At 42.5% G+C, this 19,607-nt stretch carries 18 protein-coding genes; 12 read left to right on the top strand and 6 right to left on the bottom strand.

Features of this window, described 5'->3' with window-relative positions:
• Positions 1 to 312: 312 nt before the first annotated feature.
• The 3 genes from PUQ00_RS12465 (at position 313) to PUQ00_RS12475 (ending at position 2,038) form a co-directional block, all read left to right on the top strand.
• On the top strand, positions 313 to 837 hold the full coding sequence (locus PUQ00_RS12465; protein WP_300416556.1) for a P pilus assembly/Cpx signaling pathway, periplasmic inhibitor/zinc-resistance associated protein: 525 nt from the start codon (positions 313 to 315) through the stop codon (positions 835 to 837).
• 343 nt (positions 838 to 1,180) lie between these two features.
• The gene (gene sipA / locus PUQ00_RS12470) at positions 1,181 to 1,423 is read left to right on the top strand and encodes a regulatory protein SipA (RefSeq protein WP_292851957.1); all 243 of its coding nucleotides are present in this window, start codon (positions 1,181 to 1,183) and stop codon (positions 1,421 to 1,423) included.
• Between the two features lie 57 nt (positions 1,424 to 1,480).
• Positions 1,481 to 2,038, top strand: a complete 558-nt coding sequence (locus PUQ00_RS12475; protein ID WP_300416558.1) for a peroxiredoxin — start codon at positions 1,481 to 1,483, stop codon at positions 2,036 to 2,038.
• 182 nt (positions 2,039 to 2,220) lie between these two features.
• Here PUQ00_RS12475 and modA read toward each other — a convergent pair whose 3' ends face one another.
• On the bottom strand, positions 2,221 to 3,015 hold the full coding sequence (gene modA, locus PUQ00_RS12480; protein WP_300416561.1) for a molybdate ABC transporter substrate-binding protein: 795 nt from the start codon (positions 3,013 to 3,015) through the stop codon (positions 2,221 to 2,223).
• 93 nt (positions 3,016 to 3,108) lie between these two features.
• Between modA and PUQ00_RS12485 the strand changes: the two genes are divergently transcribed.
• Entirely contained in the window at positions 3,109 to 3,552 is a 444-nt protein-coding gene (locus tag PUQ00_RS12485) for a molybdopterin-binding protein (protein ID WP_300416564.1), read from the top strand.
• 334 nt (positions 3,553 to 3,886) lie between these two features.
• Here PUQ00_RS12485 and PUQ00_RS12490 read toward each other — a convergent pair whose 3' ends face one another.
• From PUQ00_RS12490 to PUQ00_RS12510, 5 genes are all read right to left on the bottom strand, one after another.
• Entirely contained in the window at positions 3,887 to 5,506 is a 1,620-nt protein-coding gene (locus tag PUQ00_RS12490; RefSeq protein WP_300416567.1) for a cyclic peptide export ABC transporter, read from the bottom strand.
• Positions 5,507 to 5,603: 97 nt separating this feature from the next.
• On the bottom strand, positions 5,604 to 7,283 hold the full coding sequence (nadB, locus tag PUQ00_RS12495; RefSeq protein ID WP_300416570.1) for an L-aspartate oxidase: 1,680 nt from the start codon (positions 7,281 to 7,283) through the stop codon (positions 5,604 to 5,606).
• Between the two features lie 181 nt (positions 7,284 to 7,464).
• Positions 7,465 to 7,893: a photosystem II complex extrinsic protein PsbU gene (gene psbU, locus PUQ00_RS12500; RefSeq protein WP_292833066.1), complete on the bottom strand. Its 429-nt coding sequence runs from the start codon at positions 7,891 to 7,893 to the stop codon at positions 7,465 to 7,467.
• 482 nt (positions 7,894 to 8,375) lie between these two features.
• Positions 8,376 to 9,155 (bottom strand): DUF3120 domain-containing protein, encoded by a 780-nt coding sequence (locus PUQ00_RS12505; protein WP_300416575.1) that lies wholly within the window; start codon positions 9,153 to 9,155, stop codon positions 8,376 to 8,378.
• Positions 9,156 to 9,495: 340 nt separating this feature from the next.
• A complete protein-coding gene (locus PUQ00_RS12510) occupies positions 9,496 to 9,681 on the bottom strand; it encodes a hypothetical protein (protein ID WP_300416577.1) in 186 nt (61 codons plus the stop codon).
• Between PUQ00_RS12510 and PUQ00_RS12515 the strand changes: the two genes are divergently transcribed.
• The 8 genes from PUQ00_RS12515 (at position 9,673) to PUQ00_RS12550 (ending at position 19,501) form a co-directional block, all read left to right on the top strand.
• Complete coding sequence (locus tag PUQ00_RS12515; RefSeq protein ID WP_300416579.1) at positions 9,673 to 9,816, top strand: hypothetical protein; 144 nt, start codon at positions 9,673 to 9,675, stop codon at positions 9,814 to 9,816. The genes PUQ00_RS12510 and PUQ00_RS12515 overlap by 9 nt on opposite strands.
• A 35-nt stretch (positions 9,817 to 9,851) precedes the next feature.
• Entirely contained in the window at positions 9,852 to 10,676 is an 825-nt protein-coding gene (locus PUQ00_RS12520) for an undecaprenyl-diphosphate phosphatase (protein ID WP_300416581.1), read from the top strand.
• A 282-nt stretch (positions 10,677 to 10,958) separates the two neighbouring features.
• Entirely contained in the window at positions 10,959 to 12,296 is a 1,338-nt protein-coding gene (locus tag PUQ00_RS12525; RefSeq protein WP_300416604.1) for a TIGR03279 family radical SAM protein, read from the top strand.
• Between the two features lie 97 nt (positions 12,297 to 12,393).
• Entirely contained in the window at positions 12,394 to 15,177 is a 2,784-nt protein-coding gene (locus PUQ00_RS12530; RefSeq protein ID WP_300416584.1) for a family 10 glycosylhydrolase, read from the top strand.
• A gap of 570 nt (positions 15,178 to 15,747) precedes the next feature.
• The gene (locus tag PUQ00_RS12535) at positions 15,748 to 16,038 is read left to right on the top strand and encodes a hypothetical protein (RefSeq protein ID WP_300416587.1); all 291 of its coding nucleotides are present in this window, start codon (positions 15,748 to 15,750) and stop codon (positions 16,036 to 16,038) included.
• 178 nt (positions 16,039 to 16,216) lie between these two features.
• A complete protein-coding gene (locus PUQ00_RS12540) occupies positions 16,217 to 17,413 on the top strand; it encodes an EAL domain-containing response regulator (RefSeq protein WP_300416591.1) in 1,197 nt (398 codons plus the stop codon).
• Positions 17,414 to 17,515: 102 nt separating this feature from the next.
• Positions 17,516 to 18,859 (top strand): sorbosone dehydrogenase family protein, encoded by a 1,344-nt coding sequence (locus PUQ00_RS12545; protein WP_300416607.1) that lies wholly within the window; start codon positions 17,516 to 17,518, stop codon positions 18,857 to 18,859.
• Between the two features lie 234 nt (positions 18,860 to 19,093).
• The gene (locus PUQ00_RS12550; protein ID WP_300416593.1) at positions 19,094 to 19,501 is read left to right on the top strand and encodes a phosphomannose isomerase type II C-terminal cupin domain; all 408 of its coding nucleotides are present in this window, start codon (positions 19,094 to 19,096) and stop codon (positions 19,499 to 19,501) included.
• Positions 19,502 to 19,607 lie beyond the last annotated feature (106 nt).

Genomic DNA, 19,607 nt, shown 5'->3' on the forward strand with positions numbered 1-19,607 from the left:
GAATTCTGCTGTATGAGCGGCAACTTCCGTCGTTTAAACTTTTAGCTGACTGAGCAGTTAAGAGTAAATGCAGGATATAAAAACAATTTTCACAATTCAGATAGGATTGCTATATAAAATAATCATAATAAAAATCTTCATCATTTCTAACTCTTAACTCCTACCTTCTAACTATTTATTGTCAATCATCTTTGTCAAAATTCAATCATGACTAAAGTCATGGGTAAAACCATGACTTTCTCCTCATGTGACTACTGAAGATAAGTTCTTATGATAGTGGCATCCAACCAGGAAAAACCCACGAGACAAGTAATGAAACTCAAAGTATTATCGCTAGTTGCTGGAGCAATCGCTCTAACTTTAACTGCAACCTCCTTTGCTGTTAACGCCCAAACAGCCTCTCCTTCACCCGTGTTACTTGCACAAACTCCACAAAAAGAAAGAGGCCCTTGGAAAGAATTGGGTCTAACAGATGCCCAAAAAACCCAAATTGAGTCAATTCACCGCGATAGCCGCACCAAAATAGACGCAGTTTTCACCCCAGAACAAAAGGCAAAATTAGATGCGGCGAAGCAAGCACGTCGGGCTGAGTGGCAAGCGCGTAAGGCACAGGGGCAAGCAGGTCAAGGTCAAGGGCAACCAGGTGAGCATCATCGTGGCCGAAAAGGTGGTTTTGCTGACTTAAATTTGAGTGAAGTACAAAAAACCGAAATCCGACAAATTCGGGAGTCTGAAAAACAACAAGTTCAAGCAGTCTTAACCCCCGAACAGCGCCAAAAACTAGAGCAATTCCGTCAAAATGCTCCTTCACGCCGTCAACAAGGCAATCCCCAATAATCAAAAATAGTTAATAAATCTGGGGTGGGCAGTGCCGCCCATCTCATCCGAAGATATAACAACAATTTACCTGGGGCAGACATTTGGCAAGCATACTAACGCGGTCGTCACTCGCACCTTGACCGAGATAGTTGCCAAGCAGAATTACTCTGGCACTCACCCTTGACTAATGTCCAGACATTGTTTTCCATACTAAAAAATTAATAGACTTCTTGCAGAAGATGCGGAAAGGGGAAAAACTTCATCCCCTTTCCCTTTCCCTATTTATTCCCATGCCCAATTTAGTAGACTTTCAAGCTAGTTATGAGTTATGAGTTAATTCAAAACTCCTAGCTTGATCAAGATGTCCAAAGAATTCGCAATTGGTAGTAAAGTCCGTGTCGTGGCACTACCAGCCTACGTCAAAACTGCTGAACCTATGCCGATGCTACGCCCACCTAATGTAATTCACATTGGCGAAGAGGGTATAGTGATTGACCGTAGACCGGGTGGATATTGGGGTATTCGCTTTACTAGAGGAGCTTTTCTCCTAGATAGCCAATATATCGAAAGCACAGATACCCCACCCGAATCTCATTTAGAGTGAGATTACTAGTAACTAACAATTGTAAACTTGTGTAAAGTTGTGATTCTGGTTTGCACCATGATTTCCCGCCGCACTTTTTTAAGCATATTATTTGCCAGCTGTATTTCTGTCATCAGCTGGCTGAATTTTACCCCTACTGCTGATGCTCTTGGTGGTAAACTTCCTGCAATTAATCAACCTGCACCAGAGTTTACTTTGCCAACCAACACAGGTAATGGTAAGATTTCCCTCTCTGACTTGCGCGGTAAGTGGCTAGTCCTCTACTTTTATCCTAAAGACTTCACCTCTGGTTGTACTATAGAGGCTCGTCGTTTTCAGCAAGACTTACCCCAATACCTCGAAAAAAACGCCGAGATTATTGGCGTAAGTGCTGATGACATTGATTCTCACGCCAAATTTTGTGATTCAGAGGGACTAAAATTTCCCCTGTTGGCTGATACTGATGGTTCAGTAAGTAAAGCTTACGGTTCGTGGCTCGGCTTTTTATCTATGCGTCACAGTTTTATCATCGATCCTCAGGGCGTCTTGCGCGAGACTTTTCTCAAAGTCAACCCAACGATTCACAGTTCAGAAGTGCTGACACGACTAGAAAAATTACAGTCCACAGCTTCTTAGACCTCAATTAACAAGACTTGGGGCTTAAGCCCCAAGTTATAGCATTTCCTAATAAAAATGAGGTACAGCTTAACCTCACCCCGGTAAAGCTGTGGTTTATTTCCCCTGTCCGAACTCACGGAGAGAGGGTGGTTTTGATATGTACTTCATACACCTGGAAACCGCTATATCTGCATTCCTCTTTAAGGCACAATAAAACCATCTTTTTTGAGTACAGTTTTGACTTGACTGCCAGATAGAAACTCAACAAACTCTTTGGCAGCAGAAGTATTTTTACTGCTTTTAATTATTGCTACCGGATAGACAATCGGTGAGTGAAACTTATCATCAGCAGCGACTACGACTTTTACCTTGTTAGAAATTTTGGCATCAGTGGCATAAACTAAACCCGCTTCGGCGTTACCACTTTCTACTGCTGCCAAAACTTGACGCACATTGTTAGCAAAAACCAATTTTGACTTGACCTGCTCATAAAGTTTCAATTTTTTTAAGACTTGCTCCCCATATTGACCGGCGGGTACACTTCTGGGTTCACCGATCGCAATTTTTTTAATCTTACTATCTTTTAAATCGTAGAAGCTATTGATACCAACAACATCCTGAGCCACAATCAAGACTAGACGGTTATTTGCCAGGTTAGCACGGCTACCTGGTAGCAATAGTCCTTTTTCTTCCAAGGCATCCATTTGCTTTTTGCCAGCTGAAATAAAGATATCTGCTGGGGCACCTTGCTCAATCTGTTGCTGTAAAGCACCAGAAGCCCCAAAGTTATAACTAATGTTGACATCTGATTTACTTTGTTGGTACAAAGGCTTAATTTCTTCAAGTGCCTCTTTTAAGCTGGCGGCTGCGGACACGAGTATGCTGGTGTTTGACTGTGCTATTACAGGAGAAGGAGTAATCAACGGTAAACCAATTGCTAGCATCAAGCCAGCAACCGCTATACCCAGGAAGCTAAAAATTTGTCTTCTTTTCATAGAAAAAGTGTTTGAGGGGTTTTTTTCTAAAATTGATGCTAGGTAGAATCGTAACAATAATACCAAAATTTGCCCAATTATATCAGTAAAATTATGCCTAGAAAAGAACAAGGGTGGGTCACATTTCAAACCTCAGAAGAGGAGCGAAAGATTTTGGAAGAGTTTTGTGACCAGTCTCAGCGAACTAAGACCGAGATTCTTCGGGAATTGGTACGTGGTCTTAATCAACACTCTTCACCATCCAACTCGCTACCAACTATAAACACAGAAGAGGAAAATATCTACGCTCAAAAGCCCGAGATAGAAATTAGTATTCAAAAGAAATCACTCAAAGTTAGCTCTCGTAACATTCTGAAGGGTGTTGTTAAACGAGTTGTCACTGGAGCCGTTAATAGTGAGGTGACGCTGGAGATTGTTCACAAAGTTGTGTTAACTTCGATTATCACCAGAGTATCGGTAGAAGAGTTAGATTTGTCTGAAGGCAAAGAGGCTTATGCCGTTATTAAGTCCAACGATATAGTTATTGCTAGGGAATAGGCTGTGGCGATCGCTTTTCGTCTTAAATAGACCACCCGTTAGGGGCACAGAAAAAGCTTATTGGTGTCAACTTAAGGCAAAACCCTTTTAAAATCTCGTTTCCAGCCTCTAGCTGGAAATGCTCTTCAATTGCGGCTCTGCCGCTAGTCTTGAGGCGGCAGCCCCCATTATACATTGCCAGTCGGAGACTGTGAACGAGACAATCTCTAAATGCTGCTTCTAAACTAACTTTCACATTAAGTTGACACGTATGAGCTTTTTCTGTGCCCCTACACATATGTGCTTCAATTAAATGAAAAATGAAACAACCCTGCTTTAACCCAATACGCTTAGGTTAAGTTTTGTCATACTCTATTTGTCCATAGTCAAGTTTGATAATTCGGTCTGCTAAATGAAAATAGCGATCATCGTGGCTAATCACCAGCACTGTTTTGCCCCGCGATCGCAGTTCTGGTAGAAGTTCAGTATAAAATATCTCCTTAAATACTGGATCTTGATCAGCTGCCCATTCATCAAATAGATAAATTGGTCGATCTTCCAAGTAGGCTGTGAGTAAAGCTAGCCGTTTCCGTTGTCCTTGAGAAAGAGCAGTGGTAGAAAGTTGCCCATTTTCAACTTTCACTTTATGGTCTAGTTGCAGTTGCTTTAAATATTTTGTGGCTTGAGCATCCAAGTGATAATTTTTTAATCCTAAAAGTTCTTCAAATAAATAAAAGTCGGAAAATACTACAGAAAAATGCTGGCGATACCATTCTCGGTTCTGTTCGCTAATTAACTCATTATCAAACCAAATTTCGCCGTTATCAGGAATATAAAGTCCAGTAATTAGTTTCGCTAGAGTAGATTTACCGCTACCATTCCCGCCGACAATGAAGACTAATTCTTGAGGATAGAGTGTCAAGTCAATGGGGCCAAAAATAAAACTATTGTCTTCTTTAACTGTGTAGTAAGTGTGGGTAACACTTTGAAATTTCAAGCTGTGCCAGTCAGATTTAATCGCCGGTGGAACAGTAGATATTTCAGTTCGACTAGCTAGAGATAAACCCAGTGAGTCGATTTTTTGCAAGGCAATGGTGGCTTTGCTTAATAGGGGAAGTTTGCTGATGATGTTATCCATTGGTAACACCAAGTAAGTGAAAGTCAAAATGTAGCCAGAAAGAGTTTCGCTATTGATGGCAAGCAGATTAGGCAGCACAAACAGTACAAAACCGAGGGCAAAAAAGAATACAAGTTGACCCCAGCTTGTAGTTATGGCAAAAAGGGTTAAACCGTTAACGTTGTGATGACGGAACTCGGTAGCAGTTGATTGCAGTTTTTCTTCTAAAAAGTCTTCACGCCGCCTGTAGTTTAGTTTGAGTTCCTTGACTCCTTCAGTAATGGTGCGAAAATGTTTAAATAGATGATCTTCATCTTCACGAGCTAGAGCCAGCAATTTCCCTCCTTTGTTGAGTAGCCACTGACAACTAGCGATCGCCACTACGGAAATACCACAAACCATTAGCAATACTAACCAAGAGAGCCAGGTTATATATGCTATGCAACCCAGGACGATCGCTAAATTAATAAAGATGAAAGGCATCTGATAAACAGCATTAGCAACCGCCTGAATATCCTCTGTGAGAGTTGCCAATAATCGAGGATTCCCTAAGCGTTCCAGATGACTCAACTTTGAAGCGAGAATTTGGCGACTCAAACCCATCTGTAATTTCAAAACTGCATTCTGAGAAAGGCGAATCAGCATCACTTGGGAAATGATACTGGTAATCAATGCAACTATTGCTAGCCCGACAAAACCCCAAATTATCGATGTCAGCCGGGAAGCCGAACTGTTACTAGCAGCATGGCTAATTAAGGCAATCAAGCCAGCACTACTACCGCCACTCAAGAATCCAGTAGCGATCGCGATCGCTACCATCCCCCACGAAGAACGCACTAACCATCGTAAAATCAACACTTTCAGCCTTTATTCTCTCTCAAATGCTCATCATCCGATGCTCAAAAGTTTTATTTCCAGTAACTTGAACACAACAATTAACCATCACCCTGAAAAACTAATCGGTCAATAGTGGAGATTTCCACCAATGATCTGTTTGTACAAGTGTGTGGACTTGCCAAGTGGGGTCTGGTTGAGGGTAATCTAAACGGTAGTGTCCGCCTCGACTTTCGGTTCTAAAAGCAGCACTTTTGAGAATTAAATTAGCCACATCTAATAAATTGCGGGTTTCTGCCCAAAGTGCCAATTGCCGTTCAACATCTGGTAGGTCAAAACTAGCTGGTTCTGCGGGACGTAACGCAAGCAAGAATTGACTTAAAGGCAAGATAGCGAAATCTTGCTGCCAAGATTCAACAGTGGCGATCGCAGTTTCCAACCCTGATTGTTCCCGACAAATACCAGCACTTTCCCAGACTAGACGTGGTAACTTCTCTCTGAGTGCTTCTAGCTGTGCTTGCTGGATGTGCCACTCACTAGCATCAACACTAAATTTCCGTAATGGCAGTACTGGTGTTTCTGATGGCAGCCAAATATTTTCCAACTCAATTTCGCCCATCTGGGCCCCAAACACAATACATTCCAGCAGGGAATTACTGGCAAGGCGATTTGCCCCATGCACCCCGGTACTAGCGGTTTCACCCACCGCGTACAAACTCTTGATATTTGTGCGATTCATCAGATCCGCGACAATCCCACCCATCCAGTAATGGGCAGCTGGCGCTACAGGAATTGGTTCATGGAAGACATCAATACCCCAATGCTGACAAACTTTGATGATATTGGGAAAGCGGTGACGAATCTTGTCGGCGGGGATGGGGCGCATATCCAACCACACATGGGCAGTCGCCAGATCAAGGGCGGTACGTTGTAAATGGCTGAAAATTGCTCTACTGACCACATCTCTGGGTGCCAGTTCACCGGCAGGATGGTAGTCAAAGGTAAAACGCCGCCCTTCGTTATCGACAAGGTGCGCCCCCTCGCCGCGTACAGCTTCGCTAATTAGAAAGCGATCGGCACCAGGTTTAGTCAGGGCAGTGGGGTGAAATTGCACAAATTCCAAATCGCGGAGGATCGCCCCAGCCCGAGCTGCGATCGCTACCCCATCACCTGTACTCACAGCCGGGTTAGTGGTTTGGGCAAATACCTGACCGCCGCCACCAGTTGCCAATACCACAGCACCAGCTCTTACCCAGGTGATTTTACCTTGATAAAACAGGCTTATTCCCTGACAACGACCAGTTTCGGGTTCAATCCACAAACTCAAAGCCAAAGCTTGCTGAATGACTTGAATATTCGGGCGACGTAATACTTGGTTGGTGAGGGTGGTGGTAACTTCCCTCCCTGTGGTGTCGGCGGCGTGGAGAACGCGGTTGCGAGAATGGGCAGCTTCTAAAGTTAAAGCCAAGGTTTGACCATGACGGTCAAAAGCAACGCCCAAGTTAACTAGGGATTGAATGCAGTTAGGGGCAAGTTGGGCGAGAAATTCTACGGCAGTGCGATCGCATAAACCCGCACCTGCCCGGATCGTATCTTCAATGTGCAGTGTGGGAGAATCTTCCGGGGCAACAGCTGCGGCAATGCCACCTTGCGCCCAATCACTGGCGGACAAAGCAACAGTTTCTTTGGTAATCAAGCCGACTCGCAAGGACTCTGGTAGACACAGCGCTGTGTATAGTCCAGCAGCACCAGCGCCGACTACTAAGACATCAAATTGGCTAGGAATATCTATCTGAGGCAAGGTAAAAGCACAGGGGAGAGTGAGAAATCAGAAGTGAGGAGGGAGAAGTTAGAAGTTAGGAGTCAGGAGTTAGGAGTTTTGAATTTTTAACTCATAACTCATAACCCCTAACTCATAATCGTATCCCACTCCTTAAAATCAGGAGTGGGCTGCTATTTGCTACATTAACTGCATTTTGCAGCTATCTGTAGATGCCGTTGTTAAAGCGATCGTCTCCCTCGTTGAAGGCAGGCTCTAGTTCTGTCACGGTGAATTTATCGAAGTTGGCTTGCAGGGTTTGTTTTTGGCGATCGCTCAATCCGGGAAGATCCAATACATCCTCTACCTTTTGGTAGGGAGCATTTGTGATGATTTTCTTAGCCAGGGTGGGATAAAGCCCTGGATACTGTTGAAAAGCTCGGACGTTGGTATTATTCAAATCAATTTTTTTACCAAATTCCGTTCCTAGTTTAGCGTCTGCCCGATTCTGCCGCTCAATTGCCAAAACTGGGACTTGGGGAAAAGCAAAACTGTTGAAACTAGCAGCTTGGGCTATCTGAGTTGTTCCCAACCATCCCCAGCAACTAAGTAACAAACTAAACACTGTTAATAAACGCGCTAATCTTTTCACGATTTTTCTACCTCTTTCCATCAAACAGAAACAAAAGTTTTAAGCTAACAGCCGTCAGCAGTCATTAGTCATTAGTCAGAGCGCCAAAGACAATTGGACTTTGGACAAAACCTGATAGCTTAATCAACACAGCACTCATCAGAAACTAATATACAGCGTATTAATATCCACAATATTTGCCGTTACTGGGTTTGACTGTACTTTTGCCAAAAATTTTCATTTTTCATAGTGGTAAGAGTGCCTGCATAGCTGCAATAGCCTTGCATCTATGATCCTGGTAGCATTCCCAGGTAAAGGAAATCTTTTTGGGGTGGCTGATTCTGGCGATGTCTAATACCGAAAACTCTACCAAAAAAGACTTGATGGTGATGGACTGTTATGTAATATTTCTTAACTAAATTAATCATCTACAGCATCATTTTTGATCTGCCGTAGATTGGGCTGGGAAAAGTTTTGGCAAGAGATGTAACCTCCTGCCTTCTTCACGCTGCGATCGCAGCTAATAAAAATAGGCTGTCTACCAAAATTGTGCTTAAAACTGCGCCACTAAAGGCATACCAGTGTCTTTGATTTCGACCTAAAGGTAAAATCCCGACTGTTAACAGCACTAAGGCGAGAATTATAGCCCAAGTTTGTCCCCAAGGTGCTTGTACTTGCATCAGGGCATTTTGTAAGATTTGCGGTGCTAAATCTGCATCTACTCTCATAATTTGCCGCCAAGAGGGCATCAAATCTACTATATAAAAATATACATCTGTTAAAACTGTACCGAGTAAAGAACCTAAATAAAACCAGTTACCTACCTTGCCCCAATTCTTCGCCAAACACCAGCAAGCAAACGGTAAACCAATAAACTCCACTGGCAGATGCCATAAAGGTTCCCAACGTAACCAGCCCCAGTAAATCGCTCCTGCTAACCAACTCCAGCTAAACCCTAAGAGCAAATCGCCCCATACATAAGTTGCAGGACGTGACATTAAGCTAAAACTTAGCCACACCCAAAATCCTGTCAGCGCTAAACTTAGACTTGGTAGCGATCGCACTATTGGTGCTTCTACAAATACTGGCACTGTTACCAAAAACACCGCCGCCGCAAACACTAACCAATTTTGTTGGGCAGAAATAGATAAGGGTGAAGAGGGAGAAAAGGAGAGTGTAGACTCCAATTGCCTGATACCTTTCTGCCCAGTATTAGCTAAATTCAACTCGGTATCAATCAAAGGGCTAGAAGCAGTGTAGGAGGATAGTGTATTATTAATCAAAGTTTTTAATATTTGTTACTAAACTTTATCTTATTTAATATATCACATTTGAAAATCCCCCCCCGGGGCATTCTAATTATACTGAAATTTCGGGGAGCGCTAGCGCAAACCAAACATGCTGCGCCAGATTAATCCATTAAAGTTGCGCTAAGTAAGTAGGCGCAAATAATTAGAACATGGTCTAGGGTGTGTTATCGCCAGAGGACGGCACTGAAAACCTGATAATGGTGTCCTGCGTCAGCCGTAACACATTCTACAGCTTTGTAGTCCCTTGTAAATGGGGGACTACAGAGAGGTGAGGGTAAGTTTAACGGTTAAAAATTGAACTGGCATCAGTCCGCTAAATATTAAAGTTTGATGAATTGCCAAAATGGCGTTGACTTATTGAGATGGGTGTAAGAACATGGTCAGCGTCTTCGATGATGTTATTGATCCGTAAAATTGAATTTTCTACAAGATTGGGTGCAGTGGAGAGTATATAAAAAACTCCACCCACAAGGGGATGGAGTTTTTGGGCATGGGGCATGGGGAAGAAGTTACCTGTTTGGCCAATGCCCAATGCCCCAAGCGACGGGGCGACTATCCGTCTCCACCCACTCTTGGGTTGGAGTTTCCCGTCGCTTTCAATAAAACAACATCATCAGCTAAACAATGTTCATAATCATGTCTAGAACAAGAAAAAGGTATTAATTACATATGGAGTTTATTCAAGCTTTTATTTTGGGTATTGTTCAAGGCATTACAGAGTTTTTGCCAATCAGCAGTACTGCACATCTTTTGATTGTGACAAAGATATTTGGTTGGAAAGAACTAGGTTCTAAAGATTTTGTTGATGCAATTCAATTTGGCAGTGTTATCGCAATTTTGGGGTATTTTTGGTCACTAATTTACAGTATTGTCAAGGGTGGAATCGAAGCACTAAAAGATAAAGACTGGGAACGTGAGGAGTGGAAAATTCTGGTCGGTATTGTAATAGGAACAATGCCTGCTTTAATTTTCGGCTTTCTTTTGAAAGACATTTTACCGGAGAGTGCATTAATTATTGCCATCATGTCAATCATCATGGCACTTATATTAGGTTTGGCAGAAAAAATTGGCACTCGCAAGCGAGGTTTTGAGTCATTGCAGATTCGGGATGGGATTTTAGTTGGATTGGGGCAAACACTTGCTTTGATTCCGGGCGTTTCTCGTTCTGGTTCGACGTTGACGGCTGCCTTATTTTTAGGATTAGAACGCGATGTAGCAGCGAAATTCTCATTTTTGTTAGGGTTTCCAACTCTTACCATTGCTACACTGTATAAAAGTCTGAAAATATTCAAGTTGTTTCAAGCCCACCAGTTGCCAGATAACATTGTTGGACTGTTAATTGTAGGGATTATTTCAACCTTTATTTTTTCCTACCTATCAATTGCATTTTTGATTAAATACTTAGCAACCAAAAACACTTTAGTTTTTGTTTGGTATAGATTAGCATTCGGTAGTGCTATCTTACTGGCGATCGCAGCAGGTTGGAAGGGATAATAGTCATTAGTCATTAGTCATTTGTCATTTGTCATTTGTCATTTGTCCAAAGCAAATGACTATAGCGATTGCTCGTTTGTATGCAATATAATCTGACCTCACTTCCATTCCTCTCTCCTAAAAGGAGAGAGGCTTTGAATGTTACTCCCCTTCCCTTGTAGGGAAGGGGCTGGGGGTTAGGTCTGTATTGGACTTAACACAGAAGCGCTATAATGCCCCATGCCCAATGCCCAATGCCCAATGCCCCATGCCCAATGCCCAATGCCCAATGCCCAATCCCCCATGACTATTCATCCTGCCCGAATTACCAAGGTTCTTCCAGACTCAATAGCCGCAGAGATTGGCTTTGAAGAAGGGGATGCGATCGTTGCTATCAATGGTACACGTCCCCGCGATTTAATTGATTATCAGTTTTTGTGTGCTGATGAAGTTTTGGAATTAGAAGTTTTAGACGCTGCTGGTAAAACTCATAGCCTGGAAATCGAAAAAGATTACGACCAAGACTTGGGGCTAGAATTTGAAACTGCCCTATTTGATGGCTTAATTCAGTGCAATAACCGTTGCCCATTTTGTTTTATCGACCAACAGCCACCAGGTAAGCGCACCAGCTTGTATTTAAAAGACGACGATTACCGCCTGAGCTTTTTGTACGGCTCTTATCTTACCCTTACGAATCTACCAGAAAGAGAATGGCAGCGAATTGAACAAATGCGCTTGTCTCCGTTGTATGTTTCTGTTCATGCTACGGAGCCGGAAGTGAGAATTAAACTGCTAAAAAATCCGCGTGCGGGACAAATCTTGCAACAAATCAAGTGGTTTCAACAAAGGCGACTACAAATTCATGCTCAAGTAGTTGTTTGTCCTGGTATAAATGATGGCAAACATCTGGAACAAACTCTCAAAGATTTAGTGTCCTTTCATACTAGTGAAGTGCCGGCGGTGGCATCGGTGGCAGTTGTGCCAGTTGGGTTGACACGGTTTCGCCCCCAAGAAGATGAACTCATACCTGTAACTAGGGAAAAAGCCCAAGAAGTGATTTCCCAAGTGCAAATGCTCTCACAGCAATTTCGCCAACAATTCGGTTCTAGCGTTGTTTGGTTAGCCGATGAGTGGTTTTTGATTGCAGGTGAGGAATTACCCAGCGAATCTGAATATGAAGAATATCCCCAAATTGATAACGGAGTTGGTTCGATTCAATTATTTCTCAAGCAATTTGCTATCGTTGCGGCAGAATTACTACCGCCAAAAGTTTATCCTCAAAGAAAATTAACTTGGGTAGTAGGCAACGCCGTAGAAAAAGCATTTCAACCAATTTTGAAACGCTTAAATTTTGTTGAAGGTTTAGAAGTCAAAATGCGTGCTTTATGTAGTGATTATTGGGGACAAACTATCAGTGTAACCGGATTGTTAACTGGTCATGATTTGCTTTTAAATTTAGAAGGACAAGATTTAGGTGATGGGATTTTGCTACCGAATATCATGTTAAAAAATGGTGAATTAGTGTTTTTAGATGATATGAGTATTGAGGAATTAGCTGGCAGACTAAATACACGAATTTTGCCAGTAGCAGGAGTTGAAGATTTAATCAAAACGTGTCTTTTGAATTCGGTTCAGGTTTAGTTATCAAAGTTCAGTTGTTTCTCGGAGGTAATTTATGGTTATGCTGGATGATAAAGAAGAAGTAATGCTTAATAAATAATCCACTGAGGAGTCATGAGTGAAGTATCAGGAAGAATATCAGAAAAACGCAAAATTACAAATAAAAAAAGCTGGATTATTCATTTTAAGTTTTAATTTTTTAATTTTAAATAGTTTTAGTATTTTGCCAGTCAGGGCAGCGACTGAAGAACCTGTATTGAGCGTAGTATATGGCCAAGAGAATGCCAATCAATGGACAGGGATAAGCGATCGCTTACAGGCAATCGGGGTGAAATATTGTGTAATTCCTCTAAATGATGTCAAGAGTGCGGCAGATTGGGGCGATCGCCGAGTATTATTTTTGCCAAATGTTGAAACATTAACTCCAACCCAAGCGATCGCCCTAGAAGAATGGATGAGTAAGGGAGGGCGCTTGATTGCCAGTGGGCCTGTAGGTAATCTGTCAGCGCCAGGAGTGCGCCAGTTATTGCGATCGCTTTTGGGAGGTTATTGGGGATTCAGCCTCAGTGATACAGAACAGATCAAACCCACAAAAACCAATATCCCAGAATGGGCAAATCAAACTGAACTTTTTGGCGAAGTACGCGGCGGCGTTATGATTCCTAATGATATGGGCAGTGAATCTCCTGCTGTTTGGAATTCCAAAGATAATCCTGCCGCAGTATTGACAACTGAGCGTTCCACTCTTTTGGGCTGGCGCTGGGGAACAAATACAGCCTCAGCAGCCGAGTTAGATAATGCCTGGTTAAAAGCTACCCTCAATCACTATTTGACAGCGCCAGCACCATCGAATCGGATGAAAAAAGTAACAGGAGGTTCCCAAAACTGCTCTACAACAGTGGCGGCTGCGCCAGGGGCAGGGGTGGAGAGAGGCAGTTTATCCTCCTCATCCCCCTCATCCCCTCCTCTTAAAACTGCCACCGCTCCCATACCTAAACCGCTAACTATAGTCAAACCCCCAAGTTCTCACGAGGCTATAGACCAATTGGAACAAGCGGTGCGTCTGGATGTTGCACCCAACTCAAATCAGCCGATTGACAACAACGAAGCGATCGCTCTCCAGCAAGAGTTAGATAATCTGATTGGTCGGGTAGAAAGTGCTAATTTAGCGGTGTCAGCCGATGCGGCTAATGAAGGCGTTGGGATATCTGAACAAAAGCAGTCCTCTAGGAATCTGCACACCTACACCCCCCAATCTGTCAAAGAGCAGCCGATACAATTGGCCTCAACTAAATTGGGGGGGCTAGTGAGAAGTAAAGACCAAGCCTTCGCACAGGTAAGGGTAATTGCCAAAAACTTACCCCAATTGATTGCACAAAAAAACTACGCTCTAGCTCGTCAGCAGTGGCTAGTAGCGAAGACGATTTTGTGGCAGCAGTTTCCTGTTGATCGAAGGCTGGCTCAACCAGAAATTCGGGCAGTTTGGTTAGATCGGGGGACGATTGTTCGTGCGGCTAGCAAGGCGGGACTGGCACAGATTTTTGATCGCCTAGCCCAAGCTGGGATTAATACCGTCTTCTTTGAAACTGTTAATGCTGGCTATACCATTTATCCGAGCCAAGTCGCAAAAGAACAAAACCCATTAATTCGTGGGTGGGATCCACTGGCAGAAGCAGTGAAATTAGCCCATGAGCGAGACATGGAATTACACGCTTGGGTTTGGACTTTTGCTGCTGGGAACCAACGGCACAATGAAATTATCAACGTTAATCCTAATTATCCAGGGCCAGTACTGGCAGCTCATCCCGATTGGGCAAACTACGATAACCTTGGCAACATGATTCCCCTTGGGCAGACTAAGCCATTCTTCGACCCAGCCAACCCCGAAGTGCGGCAGTACTTGCTGAAGCTGTATGAGGAAATCGTCACTCGCTATAACGTCGATGGTCTACAGCTAGACTACATTCGCTACCCCTTTCAAGACCCATCAGCAGGTCGAAGCTACGGCTATGGCAAAGCTGCAAGAGCGCAGTTTCAGCAACTTTCTGGTGTAGATCCGATAAATATTTCCCCTAGCCAACCAGAACTGTGGCAAAAGTGGACGATATTTCGCACCGCGCAAATTGATAGCTTTGTTGCCCAAGTATCACAGCAGTTGCGACAAAAACGACCGAATTTGATTTTGTCGGTTGCAGTATTTCCTCTGCCAGAACTAGAGCGGATTCAGAAAATTCAACAAAATTGGGAAACTTGGGCAAGGCGGGGAGATGTAGATTTAATCGTTCCCATGACTTATGCTCTAGATACTCCTCGCTTTCAACGACTAGCCCAACCCTGGATTGCCTCTAAACAATTGGGAGCCACCTTATTAGTACCGGGAATTCGCTTACTTTCTTTGCCAACAGTTGGAGCATTCGATCAACTCCAGTTGATAAGGGATTTACCAGTTAGTGGTTATGCACTCTTTGCTGTAGATAATTTTAACAACGATCTACAAAAACTCTTTAGTAGCACCCAAGGTAGGGTTCAATCCACAACAAGTGAACCGACTCCTCACCGCCAGCCTTTTCAAACTGCCGCCATCCGTTACACCGCGCTGCAACGGGAATGGAAATTTGTTTTCCAAAATGACCAACTACAAAGACCTGCTCAGACAATATCAGATTTTAACAACCAGGCAGAAGTTTTACGCAGTGCTTTAAATCAGCTTGCTGCTTCCCCTTCTGGGAGTAACTTAGTAGTGGCCAGAGCCTCTCTAACTCTGTTCCAGTCTCAATTTCGGGTATTGATGAGCCAAGAGCTTAAGTCAAATTCCTATCAAGTCAAAGTTTGGGAAAATCGACTTTTAACTATAGAAAGGCTATTGCGTTACGGCGAACGGCGCGTACAGTTGCGTCCTTAGTGAGGGAGCAGGGGAAGCAAGAATTTTAGATTTTAGATTTTAGATTTTGGATTAAAGAATTGAAATTTAATCCAAAAGACGCTCTCTACCAGACGCGCAAGGGACACGGACTCGCTCTCCGTGGCGCTATCGTCAATCCAAAATCCAAAATTGAATTGCCCAATACCCAATTACAAACTAGCTGGATATAAGCTAGTTTGTAATTCTTAACACACTTTTTTGCTGTGTTTATAACCCAAATATTATTACTTGTTTGGTGTCACAATAAGGGTAAATACTTAAGTAATAAGCTTTATATAAGTTTTTCTTATAATAGCTATCGTAAAAATCTATGCAACCCTTACCTCAACTTCTAAGGCTACAAAGCTGAGAGTGAATAATTGACCGTTTACCGCGGATAGTTGTGCTGGAAACACTATTAACAATACATTAGATGGAATGTCTACGACTGGCTACGCCTACGCACTGATGGCAGCACGGGGCAAGATTATCTTATTTTTTTGATATTTGCAAGTAGTGGTGTGCTTCACCAAGTATGATATTGTACTGCTTATAGGTTCAGGAAGTAGTTTGCAAACAGCCAATATTTCTGAAGTTATCCATACCTCGGTCATGAGATTAAACTTGCCAATAATTTTACATAGAATATCAGTGTTATCACTGTTGCGCCAGCAGCAGTTATATCTATTGCCAGTTATAGACAACCAATATCAAGTTGTTGGTCTTGTCAACCCTGAAAGTATTTGTCAAGCACTAGCGCAAAAAACAAAGAAAACCAGAGGGAACGCTAGTATTGGTTCCTTTGAGGTAGCACATCAGATTCTCGGTGAAAGAAATTTGCTGACTATAAATGGTTACTAACACGCACTATGGTACTGACAGATACGACAAACTAGGTCGCTTCATTGGAGTGAGTTGCTGTGAATAGTACATTTGAAAAAAGTATATAGATATCTACTTAGCTGAAAAATTTGCCAGAACTAATGGGGATTTAGTACAAAATTTGTTGTTATTTTGTCATTATAAATTGAGGTAAATTATGCCCAAGATTTTAATAATAGAAGATGAAGAAGCAGTTCGTGAAAACATTTTAGATTTACTAGAAGCTGAGGATTTTGAAACTCTTGGTGCCGCTAATGGCAGAATCGGGATACATTTGGCTATCTCCGAAGTTCCCGATTTAATTCTCTGTGATCTGATGATGCCAGAAATTGACGGTTATGGCGTGCTAAGAGTGTTACGACAAGATCCATCAACGGCAACAATTCCCTTTATTTTTATCACTGCAAAATCTGCTAAATCTGACTTCCGTCAAGGTATGGATATGGGTGCCGATGACTATATAACTAAGCCATTCACTCGTGCTGAGTTATTAAGTGCCATCATGAATAGGTTGGAAAAGTACGCTACTTTAAAAAGGTATTTATATCCTCAGACTGTAATTAACAACTGGTCTCCGAAAATGCAGTTGCTAGAAATTAGCTTACATCGGGCTATCAATCAACATAATTTTAAAGAATTTGAAATTTATTATCAACCAATAGTCGATATTGATTCTGGAAAAATAGTAGCTGTTGAAAGTTTATTGCGCTGGCAAAGTACGGAAATGGGGATGATTTACCCAACAGAATTTATTCCGTTAGCAGAGTCTACAGGTTTAATAGTTCCACTTGGGAAATGGGTCTTAAAAAGAGTCTGTCAACAAATAAAAAGCTGGCGTGATGCCGGAATTTATTCCTTTATTGTTACTGTCAATCTGTCAGTAATGGAATTTAATCAACCAGATTTGATTCAGAAAATAGTTAACTTAATCGCTATGAATGATTTGGAACCACATTACTTAGAGCTAGAACTCACTGAAAGTATGATTATGCAAGATGTAAATAGTGCGATCGCTACTATGAACAAATTGCAATCCTTGGGTGTAAAAATTGCGATCGATGATTTTGGTACGGGCTACTCTTCTTTAATTTATCTAACAAACTTTCCAATTAACACATTAAAAATAGACCGTTATTTTATCCATAATGTTGCTAACAATCCCCAGAAATCAGCGATTACCAAGGCATTAATTCAAATGGCTCAAAATCTCAATCTAGATGTAGTTGCTGAAGGTGTAGAGACGGAAGCCGAACTGGCTTTTTTGCAGCAATACAACTGTAATTCTATGCAAGGCTTTCTATTTAGTCCTCCATTACCAGTAGCAGAATTTGAAAATCTTTTGTTAACTAACTAATGCTTAGATGTTTGACTAACTAAGAAAAATCAAACTTTAGACTGGCGACAATTATTAAGTCTCAAGTCTAGAGTAGAAAAATTGTCTATAGTGTCTACCGCCATGAAAGTCTCTGCACGTTTCTTGCTGCCAGTTTTTTTACTGATCTTGGCAGCAGCGTGTAACCAGATTCGCGCTTCCTCAGATAATCCCACAGCACAAACATCTCTACCTTCTGCTCAACTGACACACAATCCGACACAGCCAAAAAATATTGTCCGTACTGAAGCATTTTCACCTAAACCCATCTCGATAAATCTGAAGAATTTACCAGCACCCTTCGCAACAGAAAGCGCCTCCAAGCAACCAGAGGTTGTGCCCATTCCGCAAAACCCAGTGCTGCGGGTACCACCAGGCTTCACAGTTAACGTCTTTGCCGAAGGTTTAGATGCCCCACGCTGGCTAGCTTTAACCCCCAGTGGTGATGTCCTGGTGACTGAAACCAGGCAAAATCGGATTCGTCTGTTGCGTGACAGCAATGCTGACGGCATAGCTGACGTTCGAGAAACTTTTGCTAGCGGGGACAACGGACTCAATAGACCTTTTGGTATGGCTTTTGCAAATAATTCCTTTTTTCTGGGGAACACAGATGCTGTGGTGCGTTTTCCCTATACTCAAGGTCAAAACAAGATTACAGGTAAGGGGGAAAAAATCGCCGACTTGCCTGCTCAAGGTTATAACAATCATTGGACGCGCAATGTCGTTGTCTCGCCCGATCGCAATAAATTATATGTTTCAGTTGGTTCAGGAAGCAATGTGGATGAAGAACACCCACCACGGGCTTCGATACAGGTGATGAATTTAGATGGTTCCCAGCAGCAGACTTTTGCTTCCGGTTTGCGTAACCCTGTTGGTTTAGACTTTCATCCTGTAACTAAGGAACTTTACGCCACTGTCAACGAACGAGATGGACTTGGTGATGACTTGGTACCAGACTATTTGACACGCCTTAAACAGGGGGCATTTTACGGCTGGCCTTATGCTTATTTGACACCAAACAACCTCGAACCTCGCCAAAAGAGGGATGGCAAAAGTAAACGCCCCGACTTAGTAGCCCGTACCCAAACACCGGATGTGCTGTTTCAGGCGCACTCAGCAGCATTGGGTTTGCAGTTTTATGATGGTAAAACCTTTCCACAAAAATACCGTAACGGTGCTTTTGCTGCTTTTCGTGGTTCTTGGAACCGCGATCGCGGCACTGGTTATAAAATTGTATTTGTTCCCTTCGATGCTAAAGGGCGATCGCTTGGCTACTACGAAGATTTTCTCACAGGATTTTTGCTAAATCCTTCTGTACCAACCACTTGGGGACGGCCTGTTGGTTTACTTGTGTTGCCAGATGGCAGTCTACTACTAACAGAAGAAGCCAATAATCGTATTTATAGGATTCAGTATAAGGGGGGTTAGGCAATTCAAAATTAAGAAATTCAGGGATAGAATCCATCACCTGGGGTCAAGTTAAAACAGTGAAAATAATTATAGAGACCTTACATGTAACCTCTATACAAGGATTTCAGGTAAAGCATCATTAATTTCTGAAGATGTCTACTAGAGATATTGTTACCATTTTCCTTCCCAGGTTTATTGTGTTTACGTTAGATTACTTAAAAATACCGATAATCATTTGGTTCAAAATTAGTTATGGCTCAGAATGACAATAATACTCAGTCAAATATCAACGAATTGTCTCCACATGCAGGTACACGATATTGGGGTGAGGTGGAGGTGATCGAGGAGGGAGAAACCTATAGAATTAGTCGTGTTGAAATCAAGCCCAGGCACGGCATCAAGCCACAAATCCATTATCACCGTAATGAACATTGGGTTGTAGTCTCCGGTGTGGCGAAGGTGACTTGTGGCGATGCGGAAATATTATTAAATCGAAACGAATCAACTTATGTTCCCGCAGCAACCCTACATAAGGTAGATAATCCTGGACATATTCCGCTAGTTATTCTAGAAATTCAAAATGGTGAATATTTAGGTGAGGATGATACTGAGCGTCCTTATGACTTAAATTTGGTCAAACCTGTAGCTGAAGGACAGTAAGGGCTGGAGATGAGGGAGATGGGGAAGGTGAGGGAGAAGGAGAAGAATAATAATGCCCAATGCCCAATGCCCAATGCCCAATGCCCAATGCCCAATGCCCAATGCC

The sequence above is a fragment of the Nostoc sp. S13 genome, assembly GCF_029379315.1.
Taxonomy (GTDB): Bacteria; Cyanobacteriota; Cyanobacteriia; order Cyanobacteriales; family Nostocaceae; genus Nostoc.